We start from the raw sequence: 26,428 nt of genomic DNA on the forward strand, positions 1-26,428 counted from the left end.
GGAGGGGCTGAGGCGAGCGCCCGGGCTCAGCTCACCGAGGCGGTCTCGGCGACGGCGTCGGGGTCCGTACCGGGCTCGTCCGGCTCGGCGACGGGCAGGTCGCGCATCGTCCGCAGCCGGGAGAAGAGCAGGGGCAGCGGGACGGCGAGGAAGCCGATCGCGCACACCCACACCGCGGCCCGCGGCCCGTACGCGCCCGCGACGGCGCCGCCCGCGAGCGCGCCGAGCGGCATGGTGCCCCAGACCAGGAAGCGCATGGTGGCGTTCATCCGGCCCAGCAGCCGGGGCGGGCAGAGCAGTTGCCGGAAGCTGACCTGGGCGACGTTGTAGACGACGGCCCCGAAGAAGACCACCGCGGAGCCCGCCGCGAACAGACCGGCCGCGGCACCGTGCCCGGCCAGCGGCCACAGGAGCGCGAACGGCCCGCTGACCAGGGCGGAGAGCCAGATGATGCGGGCCTGGCCGAGCCCTCGCGCGAGCCGTCCCGCGCAGAGCGCGCCGGCGAGGCCGCCGACGGCCGAGGAGGACAGCATCAGCCCTATGGCGGCGGGCGGCAGGTCGAGGACCCGCACCAGGAACACCGTCTGCACGGACAGCAGCAGGGCGGAGAAGAAGTTGCCGAGCCCGGTGGTGACGACGATGACCCGCAGCAGCGGCTGGCGCAGTACGAAGCCGAGCCCCTCGCCGATCTCGGCGCGCAGCGAGGTGTCCGCGCCCTCGGCGCGCGGCGCGGGCTCCTTGTGGCGGATGGCGAGCAGGAACAGCGCGGAGACGGCGTAGCCGAGCGCGTCGGCGACGATCGCCAGGTGCGCGCCGAGGAGCTGGACCAGGCCGCCGCCGAGGCCGGGCCCCGCCACCTGGGCGGAGGAGCGTACGGTCTCCAGCGCGCCGTTGCCCGCGACGAGCCGGTCCTTGGGCAGGAGCTGCGGCAGATAGCTCTGGTGGGAGACGTCGAAGAAGACCGTGGCGACGCCGGTGATCAGGGCGACGGCGTAGAGCTGAGCCATGGTAAGGAAGCCCGCCACGGCGGCGGCCGGGATGCTGGCCATCGCCACGGCCCGGACGACGTCGGCCCGGATCAGCACGGGGAGTTTGCGCATCCGGTCCACCCAGGCGCCGGCGGGCAGGCCCACGAGGAGGAACGCGGCGGTCTCCGCCGCGGTCAGCAGGGCTACCTGGAAGGCGGGCGCGTCGAGTTCGAGTACGGCGACCAAGGGCAGGGCGACAAGGGTCACTTGCGCGCCGACCTGGCTCGCCGCCGCGCCGGACAGCAGATGCCGGAAGTCCCGGTGCCGAAGCAGTCCGCCCGCCGCGGACTGGTGAGGGGTGCTCATTTGCCAGACATTTGACGATGCGCCCCTTCAGAGTCAAAGCGATCAGGGCGTTTCAGGACAGGTTCATCGGTTCGACGGTGGCTGTAGTGAAAATTTTTAGCTGATAACCGCCAATGGCAGGATGAATTCCGGCCTGCGACCAAGTGGAACCACGCGCTCACTGCCGGGTCCCGCGTCCGGTGACCGAACTTGAGCGCACGATAATCGGACTGGGAACGACTGTCCGAAAACCGAACGCCCGCCTGGGGCCGTACGCAACCCACCGGCCGCCCCGTGCATCCGCGCGCGGCGACGGCCGCCGCACGCCGCGGCGGTCCTGCGTACCGCACGAAAAAGCCGCTGCCGCTGTGAGCCCTAAGGGCTCACAGCGGCAGCGGCGGCCACCTTCGAAGGGCGGCTACTCGACGCGCTGCCGCGACCGGTTCCCCCCGCCCGCCCGGCGCCGTCCCGGCGTCGGCGCGATGAGCAGCGGACGCAGGGCCCCGTTGCGCAGCCGCTCGATCAGCGGCGCCGCGAAGCGGCGCGCGAGCAGCGTGCAGATCGCCCCGACGACGGCCCCGACCACCGCGCCGACCAGCACGTCATGCGGGTAGTGGGCGCCCACGTAGACGCGGGAGAAGCCCATCACCACGGCGACCACGGCGGACAGCGCGCCCAGCCGCTTGTTCACGAGGAACAGCGCGACGGTCACGGCGGCCACGACCGTCGTGTGGTTGCTCGGGAACGCGTAGTCGTTGAGCTCCGGGCACTTCTCGATGAGGAAGTCGTGCGGCAGCGCCCGGCAGGGCCGCGGCTCGGTGAAGACCGTCTTGATCGTGGCATTGGCGAGGTAGGCGATGACCGTGGCCACGGGGGCGGCGAGCGCCGTGGCCATGCCGGCCGCGTCCTGCTTCCGGGCGAGCCACCAGCCCACCAGCATGAAGACGGCGAAGAGCCCGACGCCGATGCTGGTGAAGGTGAGCATGGGCCCGTTCAGCCACCGCGTGTCACGGGCGAAGTCCGTGATGCTCGTGTAGAGACCGCCGTCGATGCCGGCCCCGTCCAGGGCGAGGGACGTCGTGCTGGTGGGCGTCATCGGATACGGGCCTCCGGATCGTTCAGGCGCAGGGGTGCGGTACACCGTCCCCGCTGCGGTGGTCGTGAGCCGCCGTCGTACCGTGGGACCATGGGAAACGCCAGGCGTTTCCCACAAGGCGTACCAGTAGCCGTGAAGCGACCGAGAATACGTGCGTCTACAAGACTGTAGATGATAAATCCGGGCGCTCGCGCCGCCCGCCGGGGCCCCCGGCTCCGATCCGTCGCCCCTGGTAGGGAGAGCCGGCCGCACATGTTCACCCTTCTTCCACCAACCGCCGCGCGGGGCGTGGGAGAACAAGGGCCATGTGTGCAGACGACATCCCCCCGAAGGCCGATCTGACCGAGGCCCAGTGGGCCGCCGAGCGCGGCACGCCCCCCATACCCGAGGCCGCGCCCGACCGGGCGTCCGGCGCGGCCCCCGCCCTGCGGCGGCGTACGCTCCTCGCCTCCGCGGCCGCGGCCGTCGCGGTCGGCGGCCTGGCCTCCAGAACGCCCGCGCGGGCGGCCGCGCCGCAGAAGTTCCCGCTCCCGGCCGGGGTCGGCGCGGACGGCTCGCTCTCGGTGCTCATCACCGGGGACGCGGGCACCGGGAAGGCCGCGCAGTACGCCGTGGCCGCGGCGGCGCGCGAGGTGTGCCGGGCCGAAGGCGTGGCCCTCGCCATCGGCCTCGGCGACAACATCTACGAGAACGGACCGGAGTCGGGCCACGACCCGGAGTTCGCCGACAAGTTCGAGCGGCCCAACACGGGCATCGACGTCCCCTGGCTGATGGTGCTCGGCAACCACGACTGCTCCGGCATCATCCCGGGCAGCGGCGGCAACCCCTCCCGCGGCGACCGCGAGGTGACCTACGCGGCATCGTCGCGGCGCTGGTACATGCCCAGCCGCTACTACTCCGTGCCGCTCCCGGCGGGCGGCTCCGGCCCGCCGCTGGTGGAGTTCTTCGCGCTCGACACCAACCCCGTCGCGTCGACGGTCATGCAGACCGACCCGTACTTCACCTGGGACGGCCCCTACATGCGCGAGCAGCGCGCCTGGCTGGACGGCGCGCTGTCCCGCTCCCGCGCCACCTGGAAGGTGGTCCTCGGCCACCACCCGTATCTGAACAACGGCGTGCACGGCAATGCCGGGGCCTACGACGGCTTCGTGATCGGCGACTACACCAGCGGCGTCCACCTCAAGGAGCTCTACGAGCAGGTGGTGTGCGGCCGGGCCGACCTGATCCTCTCCGGCCACGACCACACCCTCCAGGTCCTGGAGCCGACCGAGCGCAGCCGGGGCACCCGGCAGCTCGTATGCGGCGCGGCGGGCAAGACGGGGGACGGCCGGGCCCACGGCCGTACGCCCGCCCAGTGGCAGGACTTCTCCAGCCACGGATTCATGGTCGCGAAGATCGCGGCCGGGCGGCTGACGGTGAACTCCTACACCGTCGACACCGCCACGGCCCGCGCCCGCCTGGCCCACACCTTCAGCTCCCCGCCGCTGCTCGCCCCGGTCGCCTGACCTCTCGGGCAGGCTTCCGAGAGCTCAGTGCGCGTGCGGCTCGGCCCGGTGCACCGGCCCGTGCGCATCCTCGCAGTGCGCGTGCGCACGGTCCTCGGCCGCCTCCCCGGGCCGGGCCACGGTCAGCACGCGCGCGGGGGCGTGGTCGACCTGGAGGGTCGTGTGGCCGATCTTGTAGTCGTGCCGCAGGACGTGCTCCAGGTCGCGCCGCACCCCGTGGCAGTCGCCCTCCGGGGTGACCAGGACGTGCGCGGAGAGCGCCGGCTGGCCGGAGGTGATCGTCCAGACGTGCAGATCGTGGACCTCGGTCACCGACGGGTTGGCGGCGAGCCGGTCGCCTATGGCGTCGGGGGCGAGGTCCACCGGGGCGGCCTCCAGGAAGATCCGCCCGGACTCGCGGACCAGCCCGTACCCGGCCCGCACCATCAGCGCGACCACGACCAGCGTGACGACGGCGTCGATACGGGCGAACCCGGTGGTCAGCACCACGAGACCGGCGACGGCCGTGGCGATGAAGCCGAACAGGTCGTTGAGAATGTGCTGGTACGCGCCCTCGACGTTGAGCGAGGAGCGGTTGGCCCGCGAGATGCAATAGGCCGCCGCGATGTTCACCACGATCCCGGCCAGCGCCGTGAAGAGCACGAGCGAGCCGTTCACGCTCGGCGGGTCGAACAGCCGGCGCACCGCCTCGTACGTCAGCCACGCGGCGAGGAGCAGCAGGGTGACGCCGTTGAGCTGCGCGGAGAGGATCTCGGCGCGCTTGAGCCCGTAGGTGAAGCCGCCGCGCGCCGGCCGGGCCGCGAGCCGCATGGCGACCAGGGCGAGCACGATCGACGCGGCGTCGGTGAGCATATGGGCCGCGTCGGAGATCAGCGCGAGGGAGCCCGCCGCGATGCCGATCAGGACCTCGACCGCCATATACGCGGTGATCAGGGCGAGCGCGGCGAACAGCCATCGGCGGTCGGCGTCCGCCGACACCCCATGGGAGTGCCCGGCGTGCCCGCCCGGACCGTGGCTGTGATCGTGGCCGTGCTCGATGTGCTCGCTCATCGCTCCTGCGCCTCCCCATCAACGCTGCCGACCCCCGCAGTGAAGCGCACCGCGCGCAGATCGGCAAAGGCTGCACCGGTGACCGTTGTCATCATCGATAACACCGCTCTGACCTGCGGTTATGTGATGCCGGCGGAGGCCGGTAACCGGAATGGCCAACGCCTCCGCGAGCGGGCCCGCGCACCCGGCGGCACCGCCGCACGGGCCCCGCGCAGAGCGCCGAACAGCGGCCCCCGCACCGCGAACGGACGGGCAGTCAGTGCGGAACACGCGGCGCCGGTTGCCCGGTGGGCGACTGGGTAGGGGCGCAAGATGATGATCTAGCCCCTGTCCGCCTCCGTACGGGATGATATGAACACTGGACGACAGAACCCGTCGAACATCAGGCGGGACAAGAGGCAGAACAGCGGCGGCAGCGCCGCCACGGACCGCCTGCTCCGCATCGTGCTGCGCCGCGGCAAGAACTCGCTGAGCGCCGAGGACGTCACGGTCACCGACAAGCCGCAGGTGCGCCGCGCCGTGTCGGCGGCGGCGCTCGGCAACACCATGGAGTGGTTCGACTTCGGGGTCTACGCCTATCTGGCGGGCACGCTGGGCAAGGTGTTCTTCCCGGCCAGCGAGCCGGGCACCCAGGTGGTCTCCACCTTCGCCACCTTCGCCGCGGCCTTCCTGGTCCGGCCGCTCGGCGGGCTGGTCTTCGGGCCGCTCGGCGACCGCATCGGCCGTAAAAGCGTGCTCGCCGCCACCATGATCATGATGGCGATCAGCACCTTCGCCGTCGGCTTCCTGCCCAGCTACGACGCCATCGGCTTCGCCGCGCCGATCCTGCTGCTCGTCTGTCGCCTGGTGCAGGGCTTCTCCACCGGCGGCGAATACGCCGGAGCCACCACCTACATCGCCGAGTACGCGCCGGACAAACGCCGCGGCTTCCTCGGCAGCTGGCTCGACTTCGGCACGTTCGTCGGCTACTCGCTCGGCTCCGGCCTGGTCACCATCCTCACGGCGGTGCTCGGCTCCGACGGCATGACCGACTGGGGCTGGCGGCTGCCGTTCCTGGTGGCCGGGCCGCTCGGACTGATCGGCCTCTATATGAGGCTGCGGCTGGAGGAGACCCCGGCCTTCCAGAAGGAGACGGAACAGGCGGAGGCCGACGCCGAGCACGCCGAGAACGGCGACGGCGACCCGGTCGAGGAGGCCCGCCAGTCCGGCCAGGGGCGGCTGAAGGAGATCTTCACCCGGCACTGGCAGGCCGTGCTGATCTGCATGGGCCTGGTGCTGCTCTACAACGTCACCAACTACATGGTCACCTCGTACCTGCCGACCTTCATGACCGAGACGCTCGGCGAGGACGACCTCACCGCCCAGCTGCTGGTGCTCGGCACCATGATCGTGGTGGTGCTGACCATCACCACCGTGGGCCGCACCTCCGACCGCTGGGGCCGACGGCCCGTCTTCATGGCCGGCAGCATCGCGCTCATCGTGCTCGCCATCCCCGCGGTGGCCCTCATCAAGCAGGGCGGCATCCTCCTGCCCGCGTTCGGCTGCCTGATCCTGGGGCTGCTCCTCGTCTGCTTCGCCGGCACCTCCGCCTCCACGCTCCCCGCGCTCTTCCCCACCCGGCTGCGCTACGGGGCCCTGTCCATCGCCTTCAACATCTCCGTCTCGCTCTTCGGCGGCACGACGCCGCTGTTCGCGTCGGGGCTGGTGCAGGCCACCGGGGACAAGATGGTGCCCGCCTACTACCTGATGGTCGCGGGCGTCATCGGCTTCATCGCCGCCTTCTTCCTGCACGAGACGGCGGGCAAGCCGCTGCGCGGCTCGGGGCCGATGGTGGAGACGCCCGAACAGGCCCAGGCGCTGGTCGCCGACAGCCGCACCGAGGCCGGCCGCCGGGCGCGGGACCTCTGGATCAAGCTCCGCCACCCGTGGGCGCGACGCGAGGGAAAGTAGCCGCTACGGCCCTCACCCCGGCGCCCCGCCCCGCCACGCGCGCAGGTCCGCTTCCAACTGGGCCTGCGCGCGGCCGAGGGCGGGCAGCAGCGCGGCCCGCGTCTCCTCGGCGGTGCACCGGCCCGCGTGGGTGGAGACGTTCAGCGCGGCCACGACGCGGCCGGAGCCGTCGCGCACGGGGACGGCGACGGACCGCAGCCCCTCCTCCAGCTCCTCGTCCACGAGGGCGTGGCCCCCGTCCGCGGCGGCGTCGAGGATACGGGCCAGGGCGCGCGGATCGGTGACGGTGTGCGGAGTGAGCGGGCGCGGTTCGGCCCGTACGAGCCGTGCCGCGCGCTCATCGGCGGGCAGCCCGGCGAGCAGCACCCGGCCCATCGAGGTCGCGTAGGCGGGGAAGCGGGTGCCGACACGGATGTTGACGCTCATGATCCGGTATGTGGGCACGCGCGCGATGTAACGGATGTCGTCGCCGTCCAGCACCGCCATCGAGGCGGACTCGCGCACCCGCGCCGCCAGGGATTCCAGATGGGGCTGGACGACGTCGGTGAAGCCGAGCCCCGACAGCTGGGCGTAGCCCAGTTCCAGAACCCGGGGCAGCGGGCGGAAGAGCCGGTCGCGCGAGGCCGCGTAGCCGAGCCGCTCCAGGCTGAGCAGCGCGCGCCGGGCGGTCGCGCGGGGCAGGCCCGTCGCCTCCGCGACCCGTGCCAGGGACATGCCGCCGGGCCGTTCGCCGAGGGCGCGCAGGACGGCCAGCCCGCGCGCGAGCGACTGGAGGTACTCCGCGCCCAGCTCCGCCTTCGCCGCGCCCAGCTCTTCCCCGGCCGCGCGCGATTCTTCCCCGGCCGCGCGCGGCGCCGGGGGAGCGGCGGCGAGGGGTTTCACGGGCGCCGCCGCCAGCGCCTCGGCCATCAGCGGCAGCCGCTCCCGCAGCCTCGGCAGGACGGCGGCGGCCAGTGAGGCGACCGTGTGCCGACTGGTGTGGCTGACCACGCTCACCGCGCACACGACGCGGCCCGCGGCGTCCGTCACCGGCACGGCGACGGCGATCAGACCGGGTTCGATCAGCCCGTCGTCCGCGGCCCAGCCGCGCTCGGCCGCCTCATCGCGGCGCCGCTCGAAGTCGGCCTCGATGCGCGCCGCGGCTTCTGCGGTCCCTTCCGGGCCGTGCCGGGGCGGTACGGACGGGAAGCCGGCGTCCGCGGGGTCGGTCCGCCGCCGCTCGCGCCATGCCGCGTGTTCCTCGGCGCTCCAGCCGGCGGCGAACAGCGCGCCGGCGGCGCACCGTTCGGCGGGCAGCAGATCACCGATGCGGAAGGCGAGGGACATGGTGCGGCGGCGGGTGTGCTGGGCGACGAACCGCACCCCGTCCCCGTCCGGCACGGCCACGGAGACCGACTCGTCGAACACGTCGGCGAGTTGGGCCGCCGACGTGCCGAGCGCCGCCGGAATGCCACTGGCCGTCAGATAGCCGTCGCCGAGCTCCAGCAGACGCGGCGTCAGCTCGATGTCGCGTCCGGCGGCACGCAGATAGCCGACGCGGACCAGCGTGGCGACGACGCGGTCCACCGTCGAGCGGGCGAGTCCCGTGGCGTGCACGAGATCGCTGGGGCGCAGGCGGTGACCGTCCGGCGCCGACATCGCGCGCAGTACGGCGAGCCCGCGTTCGAGCGGCCCGACGATCGCCGCGTCGGAGGCGGGGCCGGCCGGGCCGGGGGCGTCGGCCGGGGCGGCGGCTGGCGGGTGGGGCACGGAGGGGCTCCTCGGGGACGGGGCTGCTGGGGACGGGGACGGACCGGCCCCGGCCCGCCGGAGATCTTCCCGGCATCTCCTGGCCGGGGCCATTGACACCCGAGAACGCACGGGCAGAGACTCGTCCGCGACCCATTATGAACGAAAGTTCATCAGGCGAACAGCAGTAAGCGAAGGGAACCATGGCCGCGACCCGAACCCTGCGCGACGCCGTAGCGGAACTCATCCACGACGGCGACACCGTCGCCCTCGAAGGGTTCACCCACCTGATCCCGTTCGCCGCCGCGCACGAGATCATCCGGCAGGGCATCACCGACCTCACGCTCGCCCGCATGACCCCCGACGTCATCTACGACCAGCTCATCGGCGCCGGCCTGGTGAAGAAGCTCGTCTTCTCCTGGGGCGGCAACCCCGGCGTCGGCTCGCTGCACCGCTTCCGCGACGCCGTCGAGAACGGCTGGCCGCGCCCGCTGGAACTGGACGAGCACAGCCACGCCGGCATGGCCAACCGCTACGTCGCCGGCGCCTCGAAGCTCCCCTTCGCCGTCCTGCGCGGCTACCGGGGCTCCGACCTCGCGACCCGCACGGACACCGTGTCCACCGTCGTCTGCCCCTTCACCGGCGAGGAACTGGCCGCCGTCGCGGCCCTCAACCCCGACGTCACCGTCATCCACGCCCAGCGCGCCGACCGCGACCACAACGTGCAGCTGTGGGGCGTGCTCGGCGTCCAGAAGGAGGCCGCGCTCGCCGCGCGCCGCGTCCTGGTCACCGTCGAGGAACTGGTCGACGAACTGCCGCCCACGCCCGGCGCCGTCGTGCTGCCCGGCTGGACCGTCGACGCCGTCGTCCCCGCGCCCGGCGGCGCCCACCCCTCCTACGCGAGCGGATACTCCGTCCGCGACAACGCCTTCTACCGGGCCTGGGACCCCATCGCCCGCGACCGTGAGGCGTTCGCGACCTGGCTGACGGAGAACGTGCACAGCGAAGGAGCCCCGGCCCGATGACCGATCAAAACCCTGTCGGGAGGGCGGAGTTCACCAGCGACGAGCTGATGGAGATCAACGCGGCCCGCGCGCTCGCCCGCGCGCGCACCTGCTTCGTCGGCATCGGACTGCCCAGCACCGCCGCCAACCTCGCCCGCCGCACCGTCAACCCCCGCCTTGTGCTGATCTACGAATCCGGCACCATCGGCTCCAAGCCCACCCGGCTGCCGCTGTCCATCGGCGACGGCGAACTGGCCGACACCGCGGACGCCGTCGTCCCCGTGCCCGAGGTGTTCAACTACTGGCTCCAAGGCGGCCGGATCGACGTCGGCTTCCTCGGCGCCGCCCAGGTGGACCGGTTCGCCAACGTCAACACCACCGTCGTCGACCGCGGCCCCGGCAAACCGGAGGCCCGCCTGCCCGGCGCCGGCGGCGCGCCGGAGATCGCCGCCAACTGCGGCGAAGTGCTCCTCGTGCTGCGGCACTCCACCCGCGGCTTCGTCCAGCGGCTCGACTTCGTCACCACCCTCGGCCACGGCTACGGACCCCACGACCGTACGAAGCTCGGCATGCCCGGCCGCGGCCCCGTCGCCGTCATCACCGACCTCGGCATCCTCCGTCCCGACCCGGCCACCTCCGAGCTGACCCTCACCGAACTGCACCCGGGCGTCACCGCCGACCAGGTACGGGCCGCCACCGGCTGGGAGCTGCGGACCGCCGACCCGGTCGGCGTCACCGCGCCGCCGACCGCCGAAGAACTCCGCGAGCTGCGCGCCCTCAAGGCGGCGGGAAGGGACCAGGCGTGAACCACGGGACCTCCCGGCCGCCCACGCAGGCGGAGATCAGCGCCGAGATCGCCGAGCTGCGCGCCGCCTACGCCACGGCGCGTACCGCAGGCGCACCGCCCGCCGACCACCCCGCCCGCGACTATCCCCCCTACCGGTCGAGCCTGCTGCGCCACCCCCGGCAGCCCCTGGTGGCCATAGCCGGCGACCCGGAGACCGTGGAGCTGCACACCCCGGTCTTCGGACCCACCGACATCACCGAGTGCGACGACGATCTGACGGTCCAGCACGCCGGGGAGCCGCTGGGCGAGCGCATCACGGTCTCCGGCAAGCTGCTCGACAGCCGGGGAAGGCCGGTGCGCGGGCAGCTGATCGAGCTCTGGCAGGCCAACGCGGCAGGCCGCTACGCTCACTTGAGGGACCGTCATCCGGCGCCGCTCGACCCCAACTTCACCGGTGCGGGGCGGACGCTGACCGGGGCCGACGGAAGCTACAGCTTCACCACCGTCAAGCCCGGCGCCTACCCGTGGCGCAACCACACGAACGCCTGGCGCCCCGCCCATATCCATTTCTCCGTCTTCGGCACGGCCTTCACCCAGCGCCTGGTCACCCAGATGTACTTTCCCGGCGATCCGCTCTTCGCCCACGACCCGATCCTGCAGTCGGTCACCGACGACGCCGCCCGCGACCGCCTCGTCGCCGTCTACGACCACACGCTCTCCCGGCCGGAGCGGTCGCTCGGCTACCGCTGGGACATCGTTCTCGACGGCCCGTCGGTCATGTGGAACGAGACCGGACACTGAGGGACCGGCGGCGGCCCCGCACCCTTTGGCACCCTCCGACGAGAGGCGAAACGCGGTGAACACCGATCTTATGGGCGAGTACCGCCCCACCCCCTCCCACACCGTCGGCCCCTTCTACGGCTACGCGCTGCCCTTCACCGGCGGCGCGGACGTGGCGCCCGCCGGACGGCCCGACGCGATCACCCTGCACGGCAGCGTCCTGGACGGCGCGGGCGACCCCGTACCGGACGCCCTCGTGGAGACCTGGCAGGCCGGTCCCGACGGAGCCCTCCGCGGCCGGCCCGGCTCCATGCGCCGCGACCTGGCCGGCGGCTTCCCCGGCCGCAACGGCACGGACTTCACGGCGTTCGGCCGGTGCGCCACCGACGCCGACGGCCACTGGGCCGTCCGCACGCTCCCGCCCGGCCCGACCGGCGGCCGCGACGCCCCTTACATCAGCGTGTGCGTCTTCGCCCGCGGCCTGCTCCACCACCTCTTCACGCGCGCCTATCTCACGCCCGAGGCGGCGGACCGGACAATGGGCGGGACCACCGCCCTCGACACCGACCCGCTGCTGGCCTCGCTCACCCCGCGACGGCGGCGCACCCTCCTGGCCGTCGCCGAACCGCACGGCCTGCACCGCTTCGACATCCGCCTGCAAGGCGAGGAAGAGACGGTCTTCCTTGAATTCCGCTGAGAATCCGCCTGGGGATCTGGCTGGGGGTCCGACTGGGGATTCCGGTGGGAATTCCGCCCGGAATTCCGCTGAGACGGCTCACACCGCGGCGGCCCGCGCCCGGACGGCCCACCCGGGCACCGTCGACACGGCCTGCCTGGACGCCGGGCTGCTCGCCCCCGCCCGGGCCGGTTCCGCCGTCGAGGCCGCCACCGGGGACGCCGCGTACCTCGCCGCTCTGCTGGACGCGGAGGCAGCCCTCGTCCGGGCGCAGGCGGCCGTCGGCCAGGCCCCCCAGGAGGCGGCCGACGCTGTCACGGCGGCGGCCCGCGCCGATGCCTTCGACGTACGGGACCTGGCCCTGCGCGCCCGCGACGGCGGCAACCCCGTCATCCCCCTGGTCGCCGACCTCACCGCGGCCGTCGCCCGTACGGACCCCGCGGCGGCGCCGTACGTGCACCGCGGCGCCACCAGCCAGGACATCCTCGACACCGCCCTGATGCTGGTCGCCGCCCGTACCCTGCCGACGATCACCGGCGAACTCGCCTGCGCAGCCGAGTCGTTGGCGGAACTGGCCGCCGCACACCGCTCAACCCCCATGCCCGGCCGCACCCTGACCCAGCACGCCGTGCCCACCGCCTTCGGCCTCAAGGCCGCCGGCTGGCGCGCCCTGATCCTGGACGCCCACGACCGGCTCGCCGCCGTACGGGCCGCGCTGCCCGCCCAACTCGGCGGCGCGGCCGGAACACTGGCCGCGTTCGATGTCTTTGACACCTCTGACACCTTTGACATCTCTGAGACCTTTGATGCCCAGGGCGGCGCGCTGCGGCTGCTCGGCCGGTTCGCCGCCGAGACCGGGCTCGCCGAACCCGACCTGCCCTGGCACACGCTCCGTACGCCGGTCGCCGACCTCGCGGCGGCGCTCGCGTTCTGCGCTGGAGCCCTCGGCAAGCTCGCCGCCGATGTGCTCGTCCTCTCCCGCACCGAGATCGGCGAGGTGGCGGAGGGCGACGGCGGCGGCTCGTCCGCCATGCCGCACAAGACCAACCCGGTGCGGGCCGCGCTCATCGCCGCCGCGGCCCGGCAGGCCCCCGCCCTCGCCGCGATCCTCGTGGCCTCACTCGCCGCCGAGGACGAACGGCCGGCCGGGCCCTGGCACGCGGAGTGGCAGCCCCTGCGCGAACTCCTGCGAATCGCGGGCGGAGCGGCCCGACAGGCCGCCGAACTCACTGCCGGGCTGGCGGTGTTCCCGGAGCGCATGCGCGAAAACCTGGATGCCACCGGCGGTCTGATAGCCAGTGAGCGGATCGCCGCCGCGCTGAGCCCACTGCTCGGCCGCGCCCGTGCCAAGGAACTCCTCACCGCCGCCGCCCGCCGCGCCGCGGCCGAGCGCGTACCGCTGGCGGACGCCCTCGCCGCCGAGGAACCGGGGCTCCTGAAGAAGGTCCCCGAGGACCGGCTCCGGCGACTGGCCGACCCGGCCGGCTACCTCGGCCGCGCCCCGGAACTGACCGACCGCGCCCTTCGACGCCTGCCCAGGACGGACCCATGACCAGCCTTCACCACACCCTCTCCGGCGATCTCTCCCGCGACGGCGACGACAGCGGCAGCAGCGGCGATGACATCAACGAAGACAGTGGCGGCAACGGCTACAGGGGGCTGCCGCTGCTGCTCGGCCCCTCCCTCGGCACCTCGCTCGCCGTCTGGGAACCCCAGTTGCCCGCGCTCACCCCCGGCCGCCCGGTGCTGCGCTGGGACCTGCCCGGCCACGGCGGCTCCGCCGCCGGCCTCGTACCGGGCGACGGCACGGCGACCGTCGCCGACCTCGCGGCGCTCGTCCTGCGCCTCGCCGACGACCGGGGCTGGGACCGCTTCGGCTACGCCGGGATCTCCCTCGGCGGCGCCGTCGGGCTCCACCTCGCCGTCCACCACCCGGACCGCGTCGCCGTGCTCGCCCTCCTGTGCTCCTCCGCCGTCTTCGGCGACGGCGCCGCGTGGCGCGAACGGGCCGCGAGCGTGCGCGCCGAGGGCACCGGGCCGCTGGTCGGGCCGAGCGCCGGGCGCTGGTTCAGCCGCCCCACGACGGCTGAGCGCCCGCCGGGCGCGCGGCTCCTCGACGATCTGCGCAGCGCCGACCCCGCCGGGTACGCGGCCTGCTGCGACGCGCTGGCCGCCTACGACCTCCGTGCCGAACTGCCCCGCGTCACCGCCCCCACCCTGGTCCTCGCCGGCCGCGACGACCAGGCCACGCCGCCCTCCCACGCCCGCGAACTCGCCGACGGCATCCCCGGCGCGTGCCTCCTGGAGATCGCGCACGCCGGTCACCTCGCGGGCGTCGAGCGGCCGCGGACCGTATCGGCGGCGCTACGGGCCCACTTCGCGTCGGCTTCGGACGCGACCGGCCGCGCGGCCCGCGAACGATCGGGGCGGAGCTGATGCGCACCACCGTCGGGATCATCGGCGGCGGGCCCGCGGGGCTGCTGCTCGCCCGGCTGCTGCACCGCGCGGGCATCGACAGCGTCGTCCTGGAGAGCCGCGACCGCGCCTACGCCGAGCACCGCCAGCGGGCCGGAGTCCTCGAACAGGGCACCGTCGACATCCTGCGCGCGTGCGGCGCTGGGGAGCGGATGGACCGTCAGGGGCTGGTCCACCACGGCATCGAGCTCCGCTTCGACCGGCGGGCCCACCGGATCGACTTCCCCTCGCTCACCGGCGGCCGCAGCGTGATGATCTACGCGCAGACCGAGGTGGTGAAGGACCTGATCGCCCTTCAGGTCGCCGACGGGGGGCCGCTGCTCTTCGAGGCGCGGGCGCTGTCCGTCGAGGGGGCCGACACCGGGCGGCCCGTGGTCCGCTTCCTGCGCGGCGGCCGCGAGCAGACGCTGGAGTGCGACTACGTCGTCGGCTGCGACGGGTTCCACGGCGTCGCGCGGGACGCCGTGCCCGACAGCGTGCGACGGATGTACGAGCGGGTCTACCCGTACTCCTGGCTGGGTGTTCTCGCCGATGTGCCGCCCTCCTGCGAGGAGCTGATCTACGCCCACTCGGCGCGCGGCTTCGCGCTGCACAGCATGCGCTCGCCCACCGTCAGCCGGCTCTACCTCCAGGTGCCGAGCGACGACGACGCGGCCGCGTGGCCCGACGAGCGGATCTGGGACGAGCTCGACGCCCGCTTCGCCCTCGATGGGGCATGGCACCTCGAACGGGGCCCGATCACCGCCAAGTCGGTGCTGCCAATGCGCAGTTGGGTCACCGAGCCGATGCGCCACGGGCGGCTGCTGCTGGCCGGCGACGCGGCGCACATCGTGCCGCCCACGGGTGCGAAGGGCCTCAACCTGGCCGTCGGCGACGTCGTCGTCCTCGCCCGCGCGCTGGCCGAGCTGAAGGAGACCGGCTCCACCGCCGCGCTGGACGCCTACTCGGACACCTGTCTGCGCCGGGTGTGGCGGGCCGAGCACTTCTCGTACTTCATGACCACCACCCTGCACACAGAGCCCGAGCAGTCCCCGTTCATCACACGCCTCCAGCTCGCGCAGCTGGACCGCATCGCCTCCTCGACGGCGGCGGCCACCGAACTCGCCCTGAACTACGCCGGGTTGCCCTTCGACTGAAGCAGTGCCTCGGCGGCGGACCGCGCCTGCCGGGCCGGTTCGGGGGAGCCGGAGACGGCGGCGGTGGTGATCGCCCCCTCCGCGAGCAGCGCCAGTTGGCCGGCCAGTTCGGGCGGCGCCCCGGCGTCGGCCGTCAGCTCCGCCAGATAGCGGTGGAACGCGGTCTTGTGCTCGCGGGCCGCGGCGGCGACGGCAGGGGAGACGCCGCCGAGTTCGCCGAAGGCGTTCAAGAACGCGCAGCCGCGGAAACCGGGCTCGGCGAACCAGCCGTGCAGCCAGTCGAATACGGCCAGCACCCGCGGCAGGGGGCCGGTCCGCTCGGACACGTAGGCGGCCAGCGATTCGCGCCACCGGGTGTCGCGCCGCCGCAGATAGGCCTCGACCAGGTCGCTCTTGGAGGGGAACTGCTGGTAGAGGCGCTTGAGCGAGACGCCCGACGCGGACCGGATCTCGTCCATGCCCACCGCCTGCACCCCGCGCCCGTAGAAGAGCTCCTCGGCCGCGTCGAGCAGCCGGTTCCGGGCGATATCGGGATCCACAGCAGACCTGCCTTGTGAGAGAACAATCGTTCTCTCACTGTACCGGCCACAGGGCGGGGGTCGTCGTGGGGGCGGAGTGCGAAGAGGCTGTGAACGATCCTTGTACGGCCGGACGTACGGGAGCGAACGGCCTCCGCCGGGGCCCGCTCGCGGATACCCGGCCGACCTCGAAGGATTGCCGCGAACGGGCCGAAAACGGGAATGAAAGAGAGTACCTAGATCACCCTTTGGTCCGCGAGCCTATGACCGAAAGTAAGTTGACACATTCCGCCTGCGAAGTAACCATCGTCTCGATGTCCGAGACGGGGGCGCATACGGACAGTGGCGAAACATGGCACCACCGCGATGCGCCGGTCATTGCTAGGAGGAGCTATCACGTCATGAACCACTCCGAAACTCCCACCGATGGGATACCGGTCACCTTTGAGAGGCCGGTGCCTACTCTGATCAGTGGCGGTCCGGGGAGCCATGAAGCCGTTGGGGGCGGCCAGAGGCAGCTCTTTGACGCAGCTCTCCATCCATGGAGGCGCACCCCTCGCGGGTCTCACCTTCAAAGGATTCACCAGTCCGTTGGGAACGAATCCACGGCGTGGAGGCTCTGATGGCCTTGTATTTGGCCTCCTCTACGACCGTACCCGTACCGGCCGCCGCCACCGCGGTCGCCACCGTGCAGAGCCCGGCCGCGGCCATGGTCCGCCAGCGCAGCGGCGGCTCCTCGAAACCGGTTCTCACGACGATGGTTCCCATCGATTCCCTGTTGCCCGCCGACTCACCGCGCACCACGGGTGAGGACGACGGGCATATTCAGGTTCTCGCGGAATTGGATGCTCCACTTCCACCCATTATCGTGCACCGCTCGACGATGCGCGTAATCGACGGAATGCACCGGCTCCGCGCAGCCCAGGTAAGCGGCGCGGAGTGCATCGAAGTCCGCTTTTTCGAAGGCACCGAGGACAACGCGTTTGTTCTCGCGGTCAAACTGAATGTCGCCAATGGGCTGCCGCTCTCCCAGAGCGACCGCACCGCGGCCGCCGTCCGTATCCTCGGCAGCCATCCGCAGTGGTCGGACCGGCGCATCGCCGCCGCCACCGGGCTCGTCGCCAGCACCATCGCGTCGATGCGCAAGCGTTCAACCGGTGGCATCGAGCAGTTGAACGCCCGAGTCGGCCGCGATGGGCGGGCCCGCCCGCTCAACTCCGCCGAAGGGCGGCGGCGCGCCAGCCAGGTGATCGCCGACCGCCCGCACGCCTCCCTGCGGGAGATTGCCGACGCGGCCGGGGTCGCCCCCGCCACCGCGAAGGACGTACGGGACCGGCTCCTCCAGGGCCGCGACCCCGTCCCCTCCAGGCTGCGTGAGGCCGAGGCCCAGCAGGAGCCGGCCCCGGCGGAGGCGCCGGCGGCCCGGTCCGGCGCGGACCGTCCCGACGCCCGGCCGGCGGCCGGAACCGCAGCCGCCGGGACCGCGTTGCCGAACATGCGCAAGGACCCGTCGCTGCGGACGGAGGCGGGACGCACGCTCCTGCGGCTGCTGAGCGCCCACTCCATCGGCGAAGAGGAGAAGTGGCGGCGGCTCGTCGACAGCGTGCCCCGGCACCGGGCCGATTCGGTGGCCCGCGCCGCCCGCGCCTGCGCCGAGCAGTGGGTCCGCTTCGCGAAGGAGCTGGAGCTCCGGGGTACCTGAGCGCGACCGGGGCGTCCGTACGTCCCAAGGAGGCCGGTGACGTCGAGGCCGGTGACGCTTCGGCGCCGCCGGCCTCGACGGCGTTCACGGAACCGCGCTCACGGACGCACGTTCACGGAACGGGGCTCATGGGCACGCGTTCGCTGAGCCGCGCCCACGGACGCGCGTTCACGGAACCGCGATCACGGACGTACGCCCACGGAACCGCGCCCACGGACGCGCGTTCGCTGAACCGTCTTCTCGGATGCGCGCCGCGCGGCGAATAGGCCCGCCGGAGAATCACCGGCGAGAACGGTTCGCCGGGGGAATTGCCGACGGCCGTGGTCGGCCATGCGCACGGCCCCCGAACGGCGTTGGCACGCCTACCCCCAGGTGATAGTTTCGCGGCGTAATGCGGAGGGCCGAAAGCGGGGCGGGGGATTCCATCGGCTGTCGCCGATTGCGGCCACCGGGTATATACGCGGAATACCGCGACCGGGAACAGAGCCCACTGGAATTTTTTCGGACGCCCGCGGAAGAGGGAGTTTCGCTGTGACGGACGTGCAGGACTGGAAGCCGCTGGAGATTCGCCCCGAGGACGTCGGGACGCGGCCGGGGGCGGCCGGCCTGGTGGAGTATCTGAAGGGCCATCCGGGATTCGACGCGCTCCTGGTGGAGAACAAGGCAGTGGTGTTCCGGGACTTCGCCGTCCCGGAGGGCGAACTGGAGCCCGTACTCGACCTGCTGCTGCCGAACCGGCTGGCCTATGTGCACGGGAATTCGCCGCGGACCAAGGTGGGGGAGAATGTCTACACCTCCACGGAATATCCGCAGGAACTGACCATTTCCATGCACAACGAGCTGTCCTACAGCGCCCAGTGGCCGTCGCGGCTGCTGTTCTACTGCGCCGTCGCCCCGGGCTCCGGCGGCGCCACCCCCGTCGTCGACGGGGTGAAGTGGCTGGCGTCGCTGGACGACGAGGTGCGGGACGCGTTCGCCCAGGGCGTGCGCTACTCCCAGAACCTGCACGACGGGCTCGGCCTGGGCAAGAGCTGGCAGGACACCTTCGAGACCGGCGACCGGGACACGGTGGAGGCGTTCCTGGCGGGCTCCGCCGCCGAGTGGGAGTGGAAGAGCGACGGCAGCCTGCGGGTGAGCCAGGTCCGCCCGTCCACCACCCGCCACCCGGTGACCGGCGCGGAGGTCTGGTTCAACCAGTCGGACCAGTGGCACCCCGCGGCGCTCGGCGACGAGACCGCGGCCGAACTGGCCGAGCTGCTGCCGGCGGACGAACTGCCGCAGTCGGTGACCTTCGCGGACGGCACCCCCATCCCGGGCGAGTACGCGATCCAGGTACGGGACCGGGGGCTCGAAGCCGCCGTCGACGTGGACTGGCGCCAGGGCGATCTGCTGCTGATCGACAACGTTCTCGTCGGGCACGGGCGGCGGCCCTTCACGGGCGACCGCAAGGTGCTCGTCGCGATGACCGACTGACCGGCCCGGCCGCTCGGCTGCCTGGCTGCCCGGCCCCCTTCCCGTACCCACATGTTGTGAGCTGCCCGCGGGCAGCCGTCGCGAATACAGGAGCAATTCCCATGACGAATCCGTTCGAGGACGCTGAGGGCACCTATCTGGTGCTGGTGAACGACGAGGGGCAGCATTCGCTGTGGCCCGCGTTCGTGGAGGTGCCGGCCGGCTGGACGGTGGCGCTGAAGGAGACGGCGCGTCAGGCGTGCGTGGATTACATCAATGAGCACTGGACGGACATGCGGCCCAAGAGCCTCATAGCGGCCATGGACGGCGAATCCGCCTGACCTGTCCGCCGACGGCGCGCGAAGGCGGCCGACGACCGCGGGGCACGAGCCTCACGGCGCCGGCCGCCTTTCGCGCGCCGGGGCGGTCCGCGCCGAACGCCCCGGCGGCAGCGCGGCCACCTGACGAAAGTGGGGGTCAGGTCCTGTCTAAGGACTCCTGACCACGGACTCACCGGCCCGTAGCGTCCTTGCCACGCACCGCCGGAGAGGACATGGACCACGATGCTCACCCTGCAGGGCCTGACGAAGAGGTACGGCGAGAAGACCGCCGTCGACCAGCTCACGCTGGAGGTCGCGCCCGGTAAGATCACCGGTTTCCTGGGGCCGAACGGCGCCGGGAAATCCACCACGATGCGCATGATCCTCGGCCTGGACCACCCCACCTCCGGCACCGCCCTCATCAAGGGCAAGCGCTACGCGGACCTCTCGCACCCGCTGCGGGAGGTCGGGGCGCTCCTCGACGCCAAGGCGGTGCACCCCCGGCGCACCGCGTACAAGCACCTGCTGGCGATGGCCCGCAGCCACGGCATCGGCGCCAAGCGGGTGGACGAGGTGCTCGGCGTCGCGGGGCTCGGCGAGGTCGCCGGCAAGCGGGCCGGCTCGTTCTCGCTCGGGATGGGGCAGCGGCTGGGCATCGCCGGAGCGCTCCTGGGCGACCCGGAGGTGCTGATGCTCGACGAGCCGGTCAACGGCCTCGACCCGGACGGCGTGCTGTGGATCCGCAACTTCCTGCGCTCGCTGGCCGCCGAGGGCCGCACGGTATTCGTCTCCAGCCACCTGATGAGCGAGATGGAGCTGACCGCCGACCGGCTGATCGTCATCGGCAAGGGCAAGCTCATCGCGGACGCCCCGATGGAGGACATCCTCTCGCGCAGCTCCCGCAACTCCGTCAAGGTGCGCGGCCCCGAGGCCGAGGGCCTGCACATGCTGGCGAACCGGCTGCTGGAGGAGGCCGCCGACGTCACATGGAACTCCTCCAGCGAACTGGTCGTCACCGGCCTGAGCGTCGAGCGAGTGGGCGACCTGGCCCACGAGCGGCACGTACGGCTTCATGAACTGCGGGCAGTGGAAGCCTCCTTGGAGGAGGCGTACATGGAACTGACCGCGGAGAGCGTCGAGTACGGGAAAACGCCGGCCGGACTCGGGGAACGGCAGGCCGCGCACGGAGAGAAGCAACTTGTCCTCTGACCGCCGCACCGTCCGAACCGCCGCCGGCCCGCGCCGGGCCGTCACCGGTCCGCGCTGTCCCTTCACCCTCCACCGAACCGACCAGAGAGACCGCGTCCGATCATGAGCTCGCTGACGACTTCCCCCGCGGCCGCGCCCCGCGCCACACCCCGGCCCTCCGGCGGCGGCCTGCCCGGCGCCGTGGCCGCCGAGTGGACGAAGCTGTGGTCGCTCCGCTCGACCTGGTACTTCCTCCTCGCCGCCGCGGCCGTGATGGCCGTGACGGCCGGGTGCATCGGCACCGTCTCGCACGACGCGACGGCCTCGGTCGCCCGCCCGGCGACGCTGGCGACCGTCTACGGCGTCGAGTTCGTCGTCGCGGCGCTGGCGATGCTGTCCGTCACGGGCGAGTACGCCACCGGCAGCATCACCAACACCCTCCAGTGCGTGCCCAACCGGGCGCGCATGCTGGTGGCCAAGAGCATCACGCTGGGCGGCGTCGCCTTCGGCGCGGGCATCGTGCTGGCCGTGATCGGGGTGGCCACGGGCGGCGTCGCCATGGACGCGGGCACCTTCGAGATGTCCTATGTGGCCGGTCAAGTGCTGGCCATCGCCGTGCATTTGGCGCTGCTGAGCGTGCTGACCATCGGGCTCGCGGCCGTCGTGCGCAGCTCGGCCGGCGCCATCACGGCGCTGTTCCTGCTGCTGCTCATCGTGCCGATGATCCTTCAGTCGATCCCCGCGGACTTCTTCACCGATCTGACGCAGTTCCTGCCGCAGGCGGCTGGCACGCAGTTCATGTCGGACGAGGCCGAGCTGTACGGGCCCGTCGCCGGACTGCTGATCCTCGTCGCCTGGGCCGCCGCGTTCCTGACCGCGGCGACGGTCGTCCTGCGCCGCCGCGACGCCTGAGCGTCGCGGACCCCCGAGCCGGCTGGGCCGGCGCCTTACTCCCCCGGAGGCACCGGCCCAGCCGAACCTCGAAGCGCGAGCTTCGAGGGGCCGCTCAGTCGTCCTCGTCCACCAGGCCCGCCTCGTGGGCGAGGACGGCGGCCTGCACCCTGTTGCGCACCTGGAGCCGGCTGAGTACCGCGCTCATATAGCTCTTCACGGTGCCCTCGACCACGTGCAGCCGCTGGGCGATCTCCGCGTTCGACAGCCCGGCCCCGACGAGCGCGAGGACCTCGCGCTCCCGGCCGGTGAGCACCTCGATCCGGTTCCGGGCCGCCGCTCCGCGCTGCATACGGGCGCAGGCGGAGCCGGAGTCGAGCTCGTCGATGACCCGGTGGGCGATCTTCGGGGAGAGGCAGGCGGCGCCGCCGGCCACGGCCCGTACGCCCGCCGGCAGTTCGCGCGGGTCGCCGGACTTGAGCAGGAAGCCGCTGACGCCCTCGCCGAGCGCACGGGCGATGTACTCGTCCTCGGAGAAGGCGGTCAGCATGACGGCGGCGGTCCCCGGCACGGTCCGCTTGATCTCGGCCGCCGCGGCGAGGCCGCTCATGCCGGGCATCCGGACGTCGAGCAGGACGACGTCCGGACGCTGACCGCGAGCCAGTTCGACGGCCTCCAGGCCGTCCCTCGCCTCCGCCGCGAGCACCTCGATCCCGGGGTCCGTGGAGAGGACGGCTCGAACTCCGGCACGGATCATGGCCTCATCGTCGGCAAGCGGCACTCGAATCACGTGAGCACCGTACGAGTTTCACCGCCGGGCCAGAATCTACGAAAGCAAGAAATGCTCAGACCGTCAGCGGGGGTGTCAGATGCGCGTACTTCCCCCGGTGATAGAGCAATGGCCCCGGTGCGCCGCCGGCGCCGAGTCCACGGACATCCGCCGTGACGATGAGATGGTCCCCGCCGTCGTATTCGGCCTGCAGTTCGCAGTCCACCCACGCGGCGACGCCGGAGAGCAGCGGCATTCCATTGGGGGAGAGATCCCACTCCACGCCGCCGAACTTGTCGCCGCCGGACCGGGCGAAGCCATTGCTCAGCCCCTCCTGGCCGGCCGCGAGGACGTTGACGCAGAAGCGCCCGGCGGCGCTGATGACCGGCCAGGTCGTCGAGGACCGGCTGGGGCAGAGCAGCACCCTCGGCGGCCGCAGCGACAACGAGCTGAACGACTGGCAGGTGAACCCCACCGGGCCGTCCGGGCCGAGGGCCGTCACGACGGTTATGCCCGAACAGAAATGTCCCATTACTGACCGAAACTCCTGAGGGTCGATCCCCTCGGCAGCCACGGCATTGGCGACGGCTTCACGCACTGTCGCTCCTTCCTCCCGTTGAAGGGAAATGATACCGATCGGATTTCCCCCGGACAGAGCTGCCGGGAACCGAATTCCAGCCAACGGACCACAGTCCGCGGCCGTTCCGCCCGCCCCGATTCATACGGGATTCACGCGGCGCACACCGAGCGCGCCGATACTCCACCGAGAGAAACCAAAAGGGAATCGCCATGCCCGACACCCGCAGCACCACGCCCGCCGCCCCCGCCACCCGCACCGCGATACGGCGCCGCCTGCTGATGTGCTCCCCGAGCCACTTCGACGTCACCTACTCCATCAATCCGTGGATGGAGCCCGAGAAGCCGGTCGACGGCGGCCTCGCCCTCGCCCAATGGGAGCGGCTGCGCGACCTCTACCGCGAACTCGGACACACCGTCGACGTCATCGAACCGGTCGGCGGCCTGCCCGACATGGTCTTCGCCGCGAACGGCGCCACCGTCGTCGACGGCCGGGTCCTGGGCGCGCGCTTCCGGCACCTGGAGCGCACCGCCGAGGGGCCCCTCTACCTCTCCTGGCTCCGGGAGCACGGCTTCGGCGAGACGCACTGGCCCGAGCACATCAACGAGGGCGAGGGCGACTACCTCCTCGCCGGCCGCCGGCTCCTGGCCGGCACCGGCTTCCGGACCGACCCCCGCTCCCACGCCGAGGCCCAGGAGTTCTTCGGTCTGCCCGTCACCGGACTGACCCTCGTCGACCCCCGCTACTACCACCTCGACACCGCACTCGCCGTGCTCGGCGACGACGAGATCATGTACTACCCCGCCGCCTTCTCCCCGGGCAGCCGGGCGGCCCTGCGCGAGATGTTCCCGGACGCCCTGCTCGCCACCGACGACGACGCCGCCGTCTTCGGCCTCAACGCCTTCAGCGACGGCCGCCACGTGCTGCTGCCCGAGGCCGCCACCCGCCTCGCCGCCGCGCTGCGCGAGCGCGGCTACGAACCGATCGGCCTGGACCTCTCCGAACTCCTCAAGGCCGGCGGCAGCGTCAAGTGCTGCACGTTGGAGCTGCGCACCGGCTGAGGGGGCGGCCACCTGACGAAGGTCAGGGGTACCCGCTGCCGTTTGTGCAGTGCGCCATCCGGCGTACCGCTCCTACGGTCGTTCCACCAGGGATCAACGTCCCACGGAGGACCGCGAAGCAGGGCAGCGGACGATCGCCGCCGGTACCGAATGCCCATCGAATGGAGATCAGCTCACTCATGCTCTCGACATCCACCGCGTCAGCGGCAACCAGCTCGTACGTCACCTCCATCGCGGACACCACGCAGCAGATACGCGCCGCCCAGCGGCTGCGCTACCAGGTCTTCGGCGAAGAAATGGGCGCCACCCTCCAAACGCCCCTCGCCGGCCACGACATGGACGCCTACGACGAACTCGTCGACCACCTCATCGTCACCGACACGACCACGGACGAGGTGGTGGGCACCTACCGGCTGCTCCCGCCCGGACGCGCCGAACACTCCTACTCGGACAGCGAGTTCGACCTGCGGGCGCTGGACGAGCTGCGCCCCTCCATCGTCGAGGCGGGCCGCTCCTGCGTCCACCCGGACCACCGCACCGGCGCCGTCATCAACCTCATGTGGTCCGCGCTCGCCCGCTACGTCCTGCTCTCCGGCCACCGCTACCTGGCCGGCTGCGCCTCCGTGCCGCTGGCCGACGGCGGGCAGGCCGCCTCCAGCGCCTGGCTGCTCGGCACCGCCAAGCACTCCTCGCCCGCCGAGCTGCGCGTACACCCGCACCGCCCCTGGATGCCCGCCGACCTGGAGGCCGTCCACCCCAGCTACGCCGACCTCCCGCCGCTGCTCCGCGGCTACCTGCGGCTCGGCGCGTGGATGTGCGGCGCGCCCGCCCACGACCCCGAGTTCGACGTCGCCGACTTCTTCGTCCTGCTCGACATGGACCAGCTGAACGACCGCTACCGCCGCTACTTCCTGGGGGAGACCCGATGAACCCATGGGCCGTGGACGCGCGGTGCACCCCCGGCTGCGCCGCGCACGCCGCGCCGCGCGTGCCGATGGCGGAGGCGGTCCGCCGCTACGCCGCCCTGACCTACGAGCTGACCCGCGGCGTGGCCAGGGGCGAGCGGCTCGCCGAGTTCGAGACGCTGCGCGGCCAGGCCCGGGGCGTGCTCGCGGCGCTCGGCGTACGGCTGGAGGCGGCGCCCGACCCGCTGAGCGTCAGCGGACCGAACGGCGTCGGCACGCTCATCGTCGCCAACCATGTCTCCTGGCTCGACATCGTCGCCGTGCTCGCCGTCGAACCGGCGACGCTGCTGGCCAAGCGGGAAGTGGGCGGCTGGCCGCTGATCGGCGCGCTGGCCCGGCGGATCGGCACCCGGTTCATCGACCGCGAGGGGCTGCGGGCGCTGCCGGGCGCGGTCGCGGAGCTGACCGCGACGCTCCGCTCCGGCCGGTCCGTCGTGGTCTTCCCGCAGGCCACCACCTGGTGCTCGACGTCCGGCGGCCGGTTCCGGCGCGCCACCTTCCAGGCGGCGATCGACGCGGGCGCGCCCGTACGGCCGATCACCATCGACTACCGCCAGCACGGCGCGCCCAGCACGGTGGCCGCTTTCCTCGGCGACGAGGACTTCGGCACGTCGCTGCGCAGGGTGGTCAGCGCCGGCGGGCTCAGCGTGCGCGTCACCGCGCATCCGCAGCTCGCCCCGGACGCCGACCGGCGCACCCTGGCCGCCCGTACCCGCTCCGCCGTGTGCGGCACGGAGCTGCCCGCCCATGTTTGAACTGTTCGACCAGCTGGTCGGGCTGTTGCGGTCCTCCCTCGACTCGCCCTGGCTCTGGGTGATCGTCTTCCTGGTGGCCGGCCTCGACGCGCTGCTGCCGTTCATGCCGAGCGAGACGACCGTGGTGATGGTGGCCGTCCTGCTCGGCTCGGACCTGCCGCAGCTCGCGCTGCTCGCCGCCGTCGCGGCGGCGGGCGCGCTCGTCGGCGACTGCCTCAGCCACGGCCTGGGCCGCCTGCTCGGGCCGCGGGCGGTCGCCCGGCTGATGCGCGGCGAGAAGGGCCGGGAGCGCTACGAGTGGGGCCGCTCCATGGTCGCCCGGCACGCCACGACCCTGGTCGTCGCGGCGCGCTTCCTGCCGGGCGGACGGGTGGCCTCCGGGCTGTCCACCGGCAGCCTGGGGTTCCCGCTGCGCCGCTTCATCGCGCTCGACGCGATCGGGGCCGGCCTGTGGGCCGTCAGCAGCACGGCCATCGGCTTCGTCGGCGGGGCGAGCTTCAGCGACGAACCGGTGAAGGGGCTGCTCCTCGCGTTCGCCCTCGCCCTCCTGGTCGTCGGGGCCATCGAGTCGGCCCGCCGCCTCCGGGCGCGCCACGGCGGGCCGGGCGCCGCGCCCCTGCCCGACGCGCGGGCGGTGAGCGGGGGCGGGCCCCGGTCCGCCGCCGGACCCGCGTCCGGGACCGTCGCGGAGAGCGTCGCGAATTCCGACTGAACGACCGCCCGGCGCGTC

General features: G+C 72.5%; 25 protein-coding genes. 18 read left to right on the forward strand and 7 right to left on the reverse strand.

What is annotated here, in order from left to right:
• Nucleotides 1–26: 26 nt before the first annotated feature.
• The gene (locus AB0I22_RS11020; RefSeq protein ID WP_363130413.1) at nucleotides 27–1,334 is read right to left on the reverse strand and encodes an MFS transporter; all 1,308 of its coding nucleotides are present in this window, start codon (nucleotides 1,332–1,334) and stop codon (nucleotides 27–29) included.
• Between the two features lie 397 nt (nucleotides 1,335–1,731).
• Complete coding sequence (locus AB0I22_RS11025) at nucleotides 1,732–2,409, reverse strand: phosphatase PAP2 family protein (RefSeq protein ID WP_363130414.1); 678 nt, start codon at nucleotides 2,407–2,409, stop codon at nucleotides 1,732–1,734.
• 305 nt (nucleotides 2,410–2,714) lie between these two features.
• Here AB0I22_RS11025 and AB0I22_RS11030 point away from each other — a divergent pair, with 305 nt between their 5' ends.
• The gene (locus AB0I22_RS11030; RefSeq protein WP_363130415.1) at nucleotides 2,715–3,914 is read left to right on the forward strand and encodes a metallophosphoesterase; all 1,200 of its coding nucleotides are present in this window, start codon (nucleotides 2,715–2,717) and stop codon (nucleotides 3,912–3,914) included.
• Between the two features lie 24 nt (nucleotides 3,915–3,938).
• Here AB0I22_RS11030 and AB0I22_RS11035 read toward each other — a convergent pair whose 3' ends face one another.
• Nucleotides 3,939–4,964 (reverse strand): cation diffusion facilitator family transporter, encoded by a 1,026-nt coding sequence (locus AB0I22_RS11035; protein ID WP_363130416.1) that lies wholly within the window; start codon nucleotides 4,962–4,964, stop codon nucleotides 3,939–3,941.
• A gap of 351 nt (nucleotides 4,965–5,315) precedes the next feature.
• On the opposite strand from AB0I22_RS11035, the gene proP reads away from it, so the two are divergent.
• Nucleotides 5,316–6,914, forward strand: coding sequence for a glycine betaine/L-proline transporter ProP (gene proP / locus AB0I22_RS11040; RefSeq protein ID WP_363130417.1), 1,599 nt, complete (start codon nucleotides 5,316–5,318; stop codon nucleotides 6,912–6,914).
• 12 nt (nucleotides 6,915–6,926) lie between these two features.
• Here the strand turns inward: proP and AB0I22_RS11045 are convergent, their stop codons facing one another.
• Entirely contained in the window at nucleotides 6,927–8,552 is a 1,626-nt protein-coding gene (locus tag AB0I22_RS11045; protein ID WP_363130639.1) for an IclR family transcriptional regulator C-terminal domain-containing protein, read from the reverse strand.
• Nucleotides 8,553–8,845: 293 nt separating this feature from the next.
• Between AB0I22_RS11045 and AB0I22_RS11050 the strand changes: the two genes are divergently transcribed.
• The 7 genes from AB0I22_RS11050 to AB0I22_RS11080 all read left to right on the forward strand — a co-directional run bounded on the left by AB0I22_RS11050 (nucleotide 8,846) and on the right by AB0I22_RS11080 (nucleotide 15,500).
• Nucleotides 8,846–9,667, forward strand: a complete 822-nt coding sequence (locus tag AB0I22_RS11050) for a CoA-transferase (RefSeq protein ID WP_363130418.1) — start codon at nucleotides 8,846–8,848, stop codon at nucleotides 9,665–9,667.
• Nucleotides 9,664–10,452 (forward strand): CoA-transferase, encoded by a 789-nt coding sequence (locus AB0I22_RS11055; protein WP_363130419.1) that lies wholly within the window; start codon nucleotides 9,664–9,666, stop codon nucleotides 10,450–10,452. The genes AB0I22_RS11050 and AB0I22_RS11055 overlap by 4 nt, the downstream gene beginning before the upstream one ends.
• Nucleotides 10,449–11,234, forward strand: coding sequence for a protocatechuate 3,4-dioxygenase subunit beta (gene pcaH, locus AB0I22_RS11060; RefSeq protein ID WP_363130420.1), 786 nt, complete (start codon nucleotides 10,449–10,451; stop codon nucleotides 11,232–11,234). Before AB0I22_RS11055 ends, pcaH begins: the two co-directional genes overlap by 4 nt.
• A 70-nt stretch (nucleotides 11,235–11,304) precedes the next feature.
• Nucleotides 11,305–11,910: a protocatechuate 3,4-dioxygenase subunit alpha gene (gene pcaG, locus AB0I22_RS11065; RefSeq protein WP_363130640.1), complete on the forward strand. Its 606-nt coding sequence runs from the start codon at nucleotides 11,305–11,307 to the stop codon at nucleotides 11,908–11,910.
• A gap of 148 nt (nucleotides 11,911–12,058) precedes the next feature.
• A complete protein-coding gene (pcaB, locus tag AB0I22_RS11070; protein WP_363130641.1) occupies nucleotides 12,059–13,441 on the forward strand; it encodes a 3-carboxy-cis,cis-muconate cycloisomerase in 1,383 nt (460 codons plus the stop codon).
• Nucleotides 13,438–14,325 (forward strand): alpha/beta fold hydrolase, encoded by an 888-nt coding sequence (locus AB0I22_RS11075; RefSeq protein ID WP_363130421.1) that lies wholly within the window; start codon nucleotides 13,438–13,440, stop codon nucleotides 14,323–14,325. The genes pcaB and AB0I22_RS11075 overlap by 4 nt, the downstream gene beginning before the upstream one ends.
• Nucleotides 14,325–15,500 carry a 4-hydroxybenzoate 3-monooxygenase gene (locus tag AB0I22_RS11080; protein WP_363130422.1) on the forward strand — a complete coding sequence of 392 codons (1,176 nt, stop codon included), beginning with the start codon at nucleotides 14,325–14,327 and terminating at the stop codon, nucleotides 15,498–15,500. The genes AB0I22_RS11075 and AB0I22_RS11080 overlap by 1 nt, the downstream gene beginning before the upstream one ends.
• Here AB0I22_RS11080 and AB0I22_RS11085 read toward each other — a convergent pair.
• Complete coding sequence (locus AB0I22_RS11085; RefSeq protein WP_363130424.1) at nucleotides 15,476–16,039, reverse strand: TetR/AcrR family transcriptional regulator; 564 nt, start codon at nucleotides 16,037–16,039, stop codon at nucleotides 15,476–15,478. The genes AB0I22_RS11080 and AB0I22_RS11085 overlap by 25 nt on opposite strands.
• A 601-nt stretch (nucleotides 16,040–16,640) precedes the next feature.
• Between AB0I22_RS11085 and AB0I22_RS11090 the strand changes: the two genes are divergently transcribed.
• From AB0I22_RS11090 to AB0I22_RS11110, 5 genes are all read left to right on the forward strand, one after another.
• Entirely contained in the window at nucleotides 16,641–17,720 is a 1,080-nt protein-coding gene (locus AB0I22_RS11090; RefSeq protein WP_363130425.1) for a ParB N-terminal domain-containing protein, read from the forward strand.
• A 531-nt stretch (nucleotides 17,721–18,251) separates the two neighbouring features.
• The gene (locus AB0I22_RS11095) at nucleotides 18,252–19,193 is read left to right on the forward strand and encodes a TauD/TfdA family dioxygenase (protein ID WP_363130426.1); all 942 of its coding nucleotides are present in this window, start codon (nucleotides 18,252–18,254) and stop codon (nucleotides 19,191–19,193) included.
• Nucleotides 19,194–19,294: 101 nt separating this feature from the next.
• A complete protein-coding gene (locus tag AB0I22_RS11100) occupies nucleotides 19,295–19,513 on the forward strand; it encodes an MbtH family protein (RefSeq protein ID WP_363130427.1) in 219 nt (72 codons plus the stop codon).
• Between the two features lie 222 nt (nucleotides 19,514–19,735).
• Entirely contained in the window at nucleotides 19,736–20,701 is a 966-nt protein-coding gene (locus tag AB0I22_RS11105) for an ABC transporter ATP-binding protein (RefSeq protein WP_363130428.1), read from the forward strand.
• A 102-nt stretch (nucleotides 20,702–20,803) separates the two neighbouring features.
• On the forward strand, nucleotides 20,804–21,592 hold the full coding sequence (locus AB0I22_RS11110; protein WP_363130429.1) for an ABC transporter permease: 789 nt from the start codon (nucleotides 20,804–20,806) through the stop codon (nucleotides 21,590–21,592).
• A gap of 94 nt (nucleotides 21,593–21,686) precedes the next feature.
• On the opposite strand, the gene AB0I22_RS11115 is transcribed toward AB0I22_RS11110, so the two are convergent.
• Complete coding sequence (locus AB0I22_RS11115) at nucleotides 21,687–22,361, reverse strand: response regulator transcription factor (RefSeq protein WP_363130430.1); 675 nt, start codon at nucleotides 22,359–22,361, stop codon at nucleotides 21,687–21,689.
• Nucleotides 22,362–22,416: 55 nt separating this feature from the next.
• Nucleotides 22,417–22,872, reverse strand: a complete 456-nt coding sequence (locus AB0I22_RS11120; protein WP_363130431.1) for a flavin reductase family protein — start codon at nucleotides 22,870–22,872, stop codon at nucleotides 22,417–22,419.
• A 257-nt stretch (nucleotides 22,873–23,129) separates the two neighbouring features.
• On the opposite strand from AB0I22_RS11120, the gene ddaH reads away from it, so the two are divergent.
• The 4 genes from ddaH to AB0I22_RS11140 all read left to right on the forward strand — a co-directional run bounded on the left by ddaH (nucleotide 23,130) and on the right by AB0I22_RS11140 (nucleotide 26,410).
• Entirely contained in the window at nucleotides 23,130–23,978 is an 849-nt protein-coding gene (ddaH, locus tag AB0I22_RS11125) for a dimethylargininase (RefSeq protein WP_363130432.1), read from the forward strand.
• A gap of 179 nt (nucleotides 23,979–24,157) precedes the next feature.
• Entirely contained in the window at nucleotides 24,158–24,907 is a 750-nt protein-coding gene (locus AB0I22_RS11130; RefSeq protein ID WP_363130433.1) for a GNAT family N-acyltransferase, read from the forward strand.
• Nucleotides 24,904–25,698 carry a lysophospholipid acyltransferase family protein gene (locus AB0I22_RS11135; RefSeq protein WP_363130434.1) on the forward strand — a complete coding sequence of 265 codons (795 nt, stop codon included), beginning with the start codon at nucleotides 24,904–24,906 and terminating at the stop codon, nucleotides 25,696–25,698. Before AB0I22_RS11130 ends, AB0I22_RS11135 begins: the two co-directional genes overlap by 4 nt.
• Nucleotides 25,691–26,410 (forward strand): VTT domain-containing protein, encoded by a 720-nt coding sequence (locus tag AB0I22_RS11140; RefSeq protein WP_363130435.1) that lies wholly within the window; start codon nucleotides 25,691–25,693, stop codon nucleotides 26,408–26,410. The genes AB0I22_RS11135 and AB0I22_RS11140 overlap by 8 nt, the downstream gene beginning before the upstream one ends.
• The last annotated feature ends 18 nt before the right edge of the window (nucleotides 26,411–26,428 follow it).

Origin of the sequence: Streptomyces sp. NPDC050610 (assembly GCF_040654875.1) — a bacterium.
Taxonomy (GTDB): Bacteria; Actinomycetota; Actinomycetes; order Streptomycetales; family Streptomycetaceae; genus Streptomyces.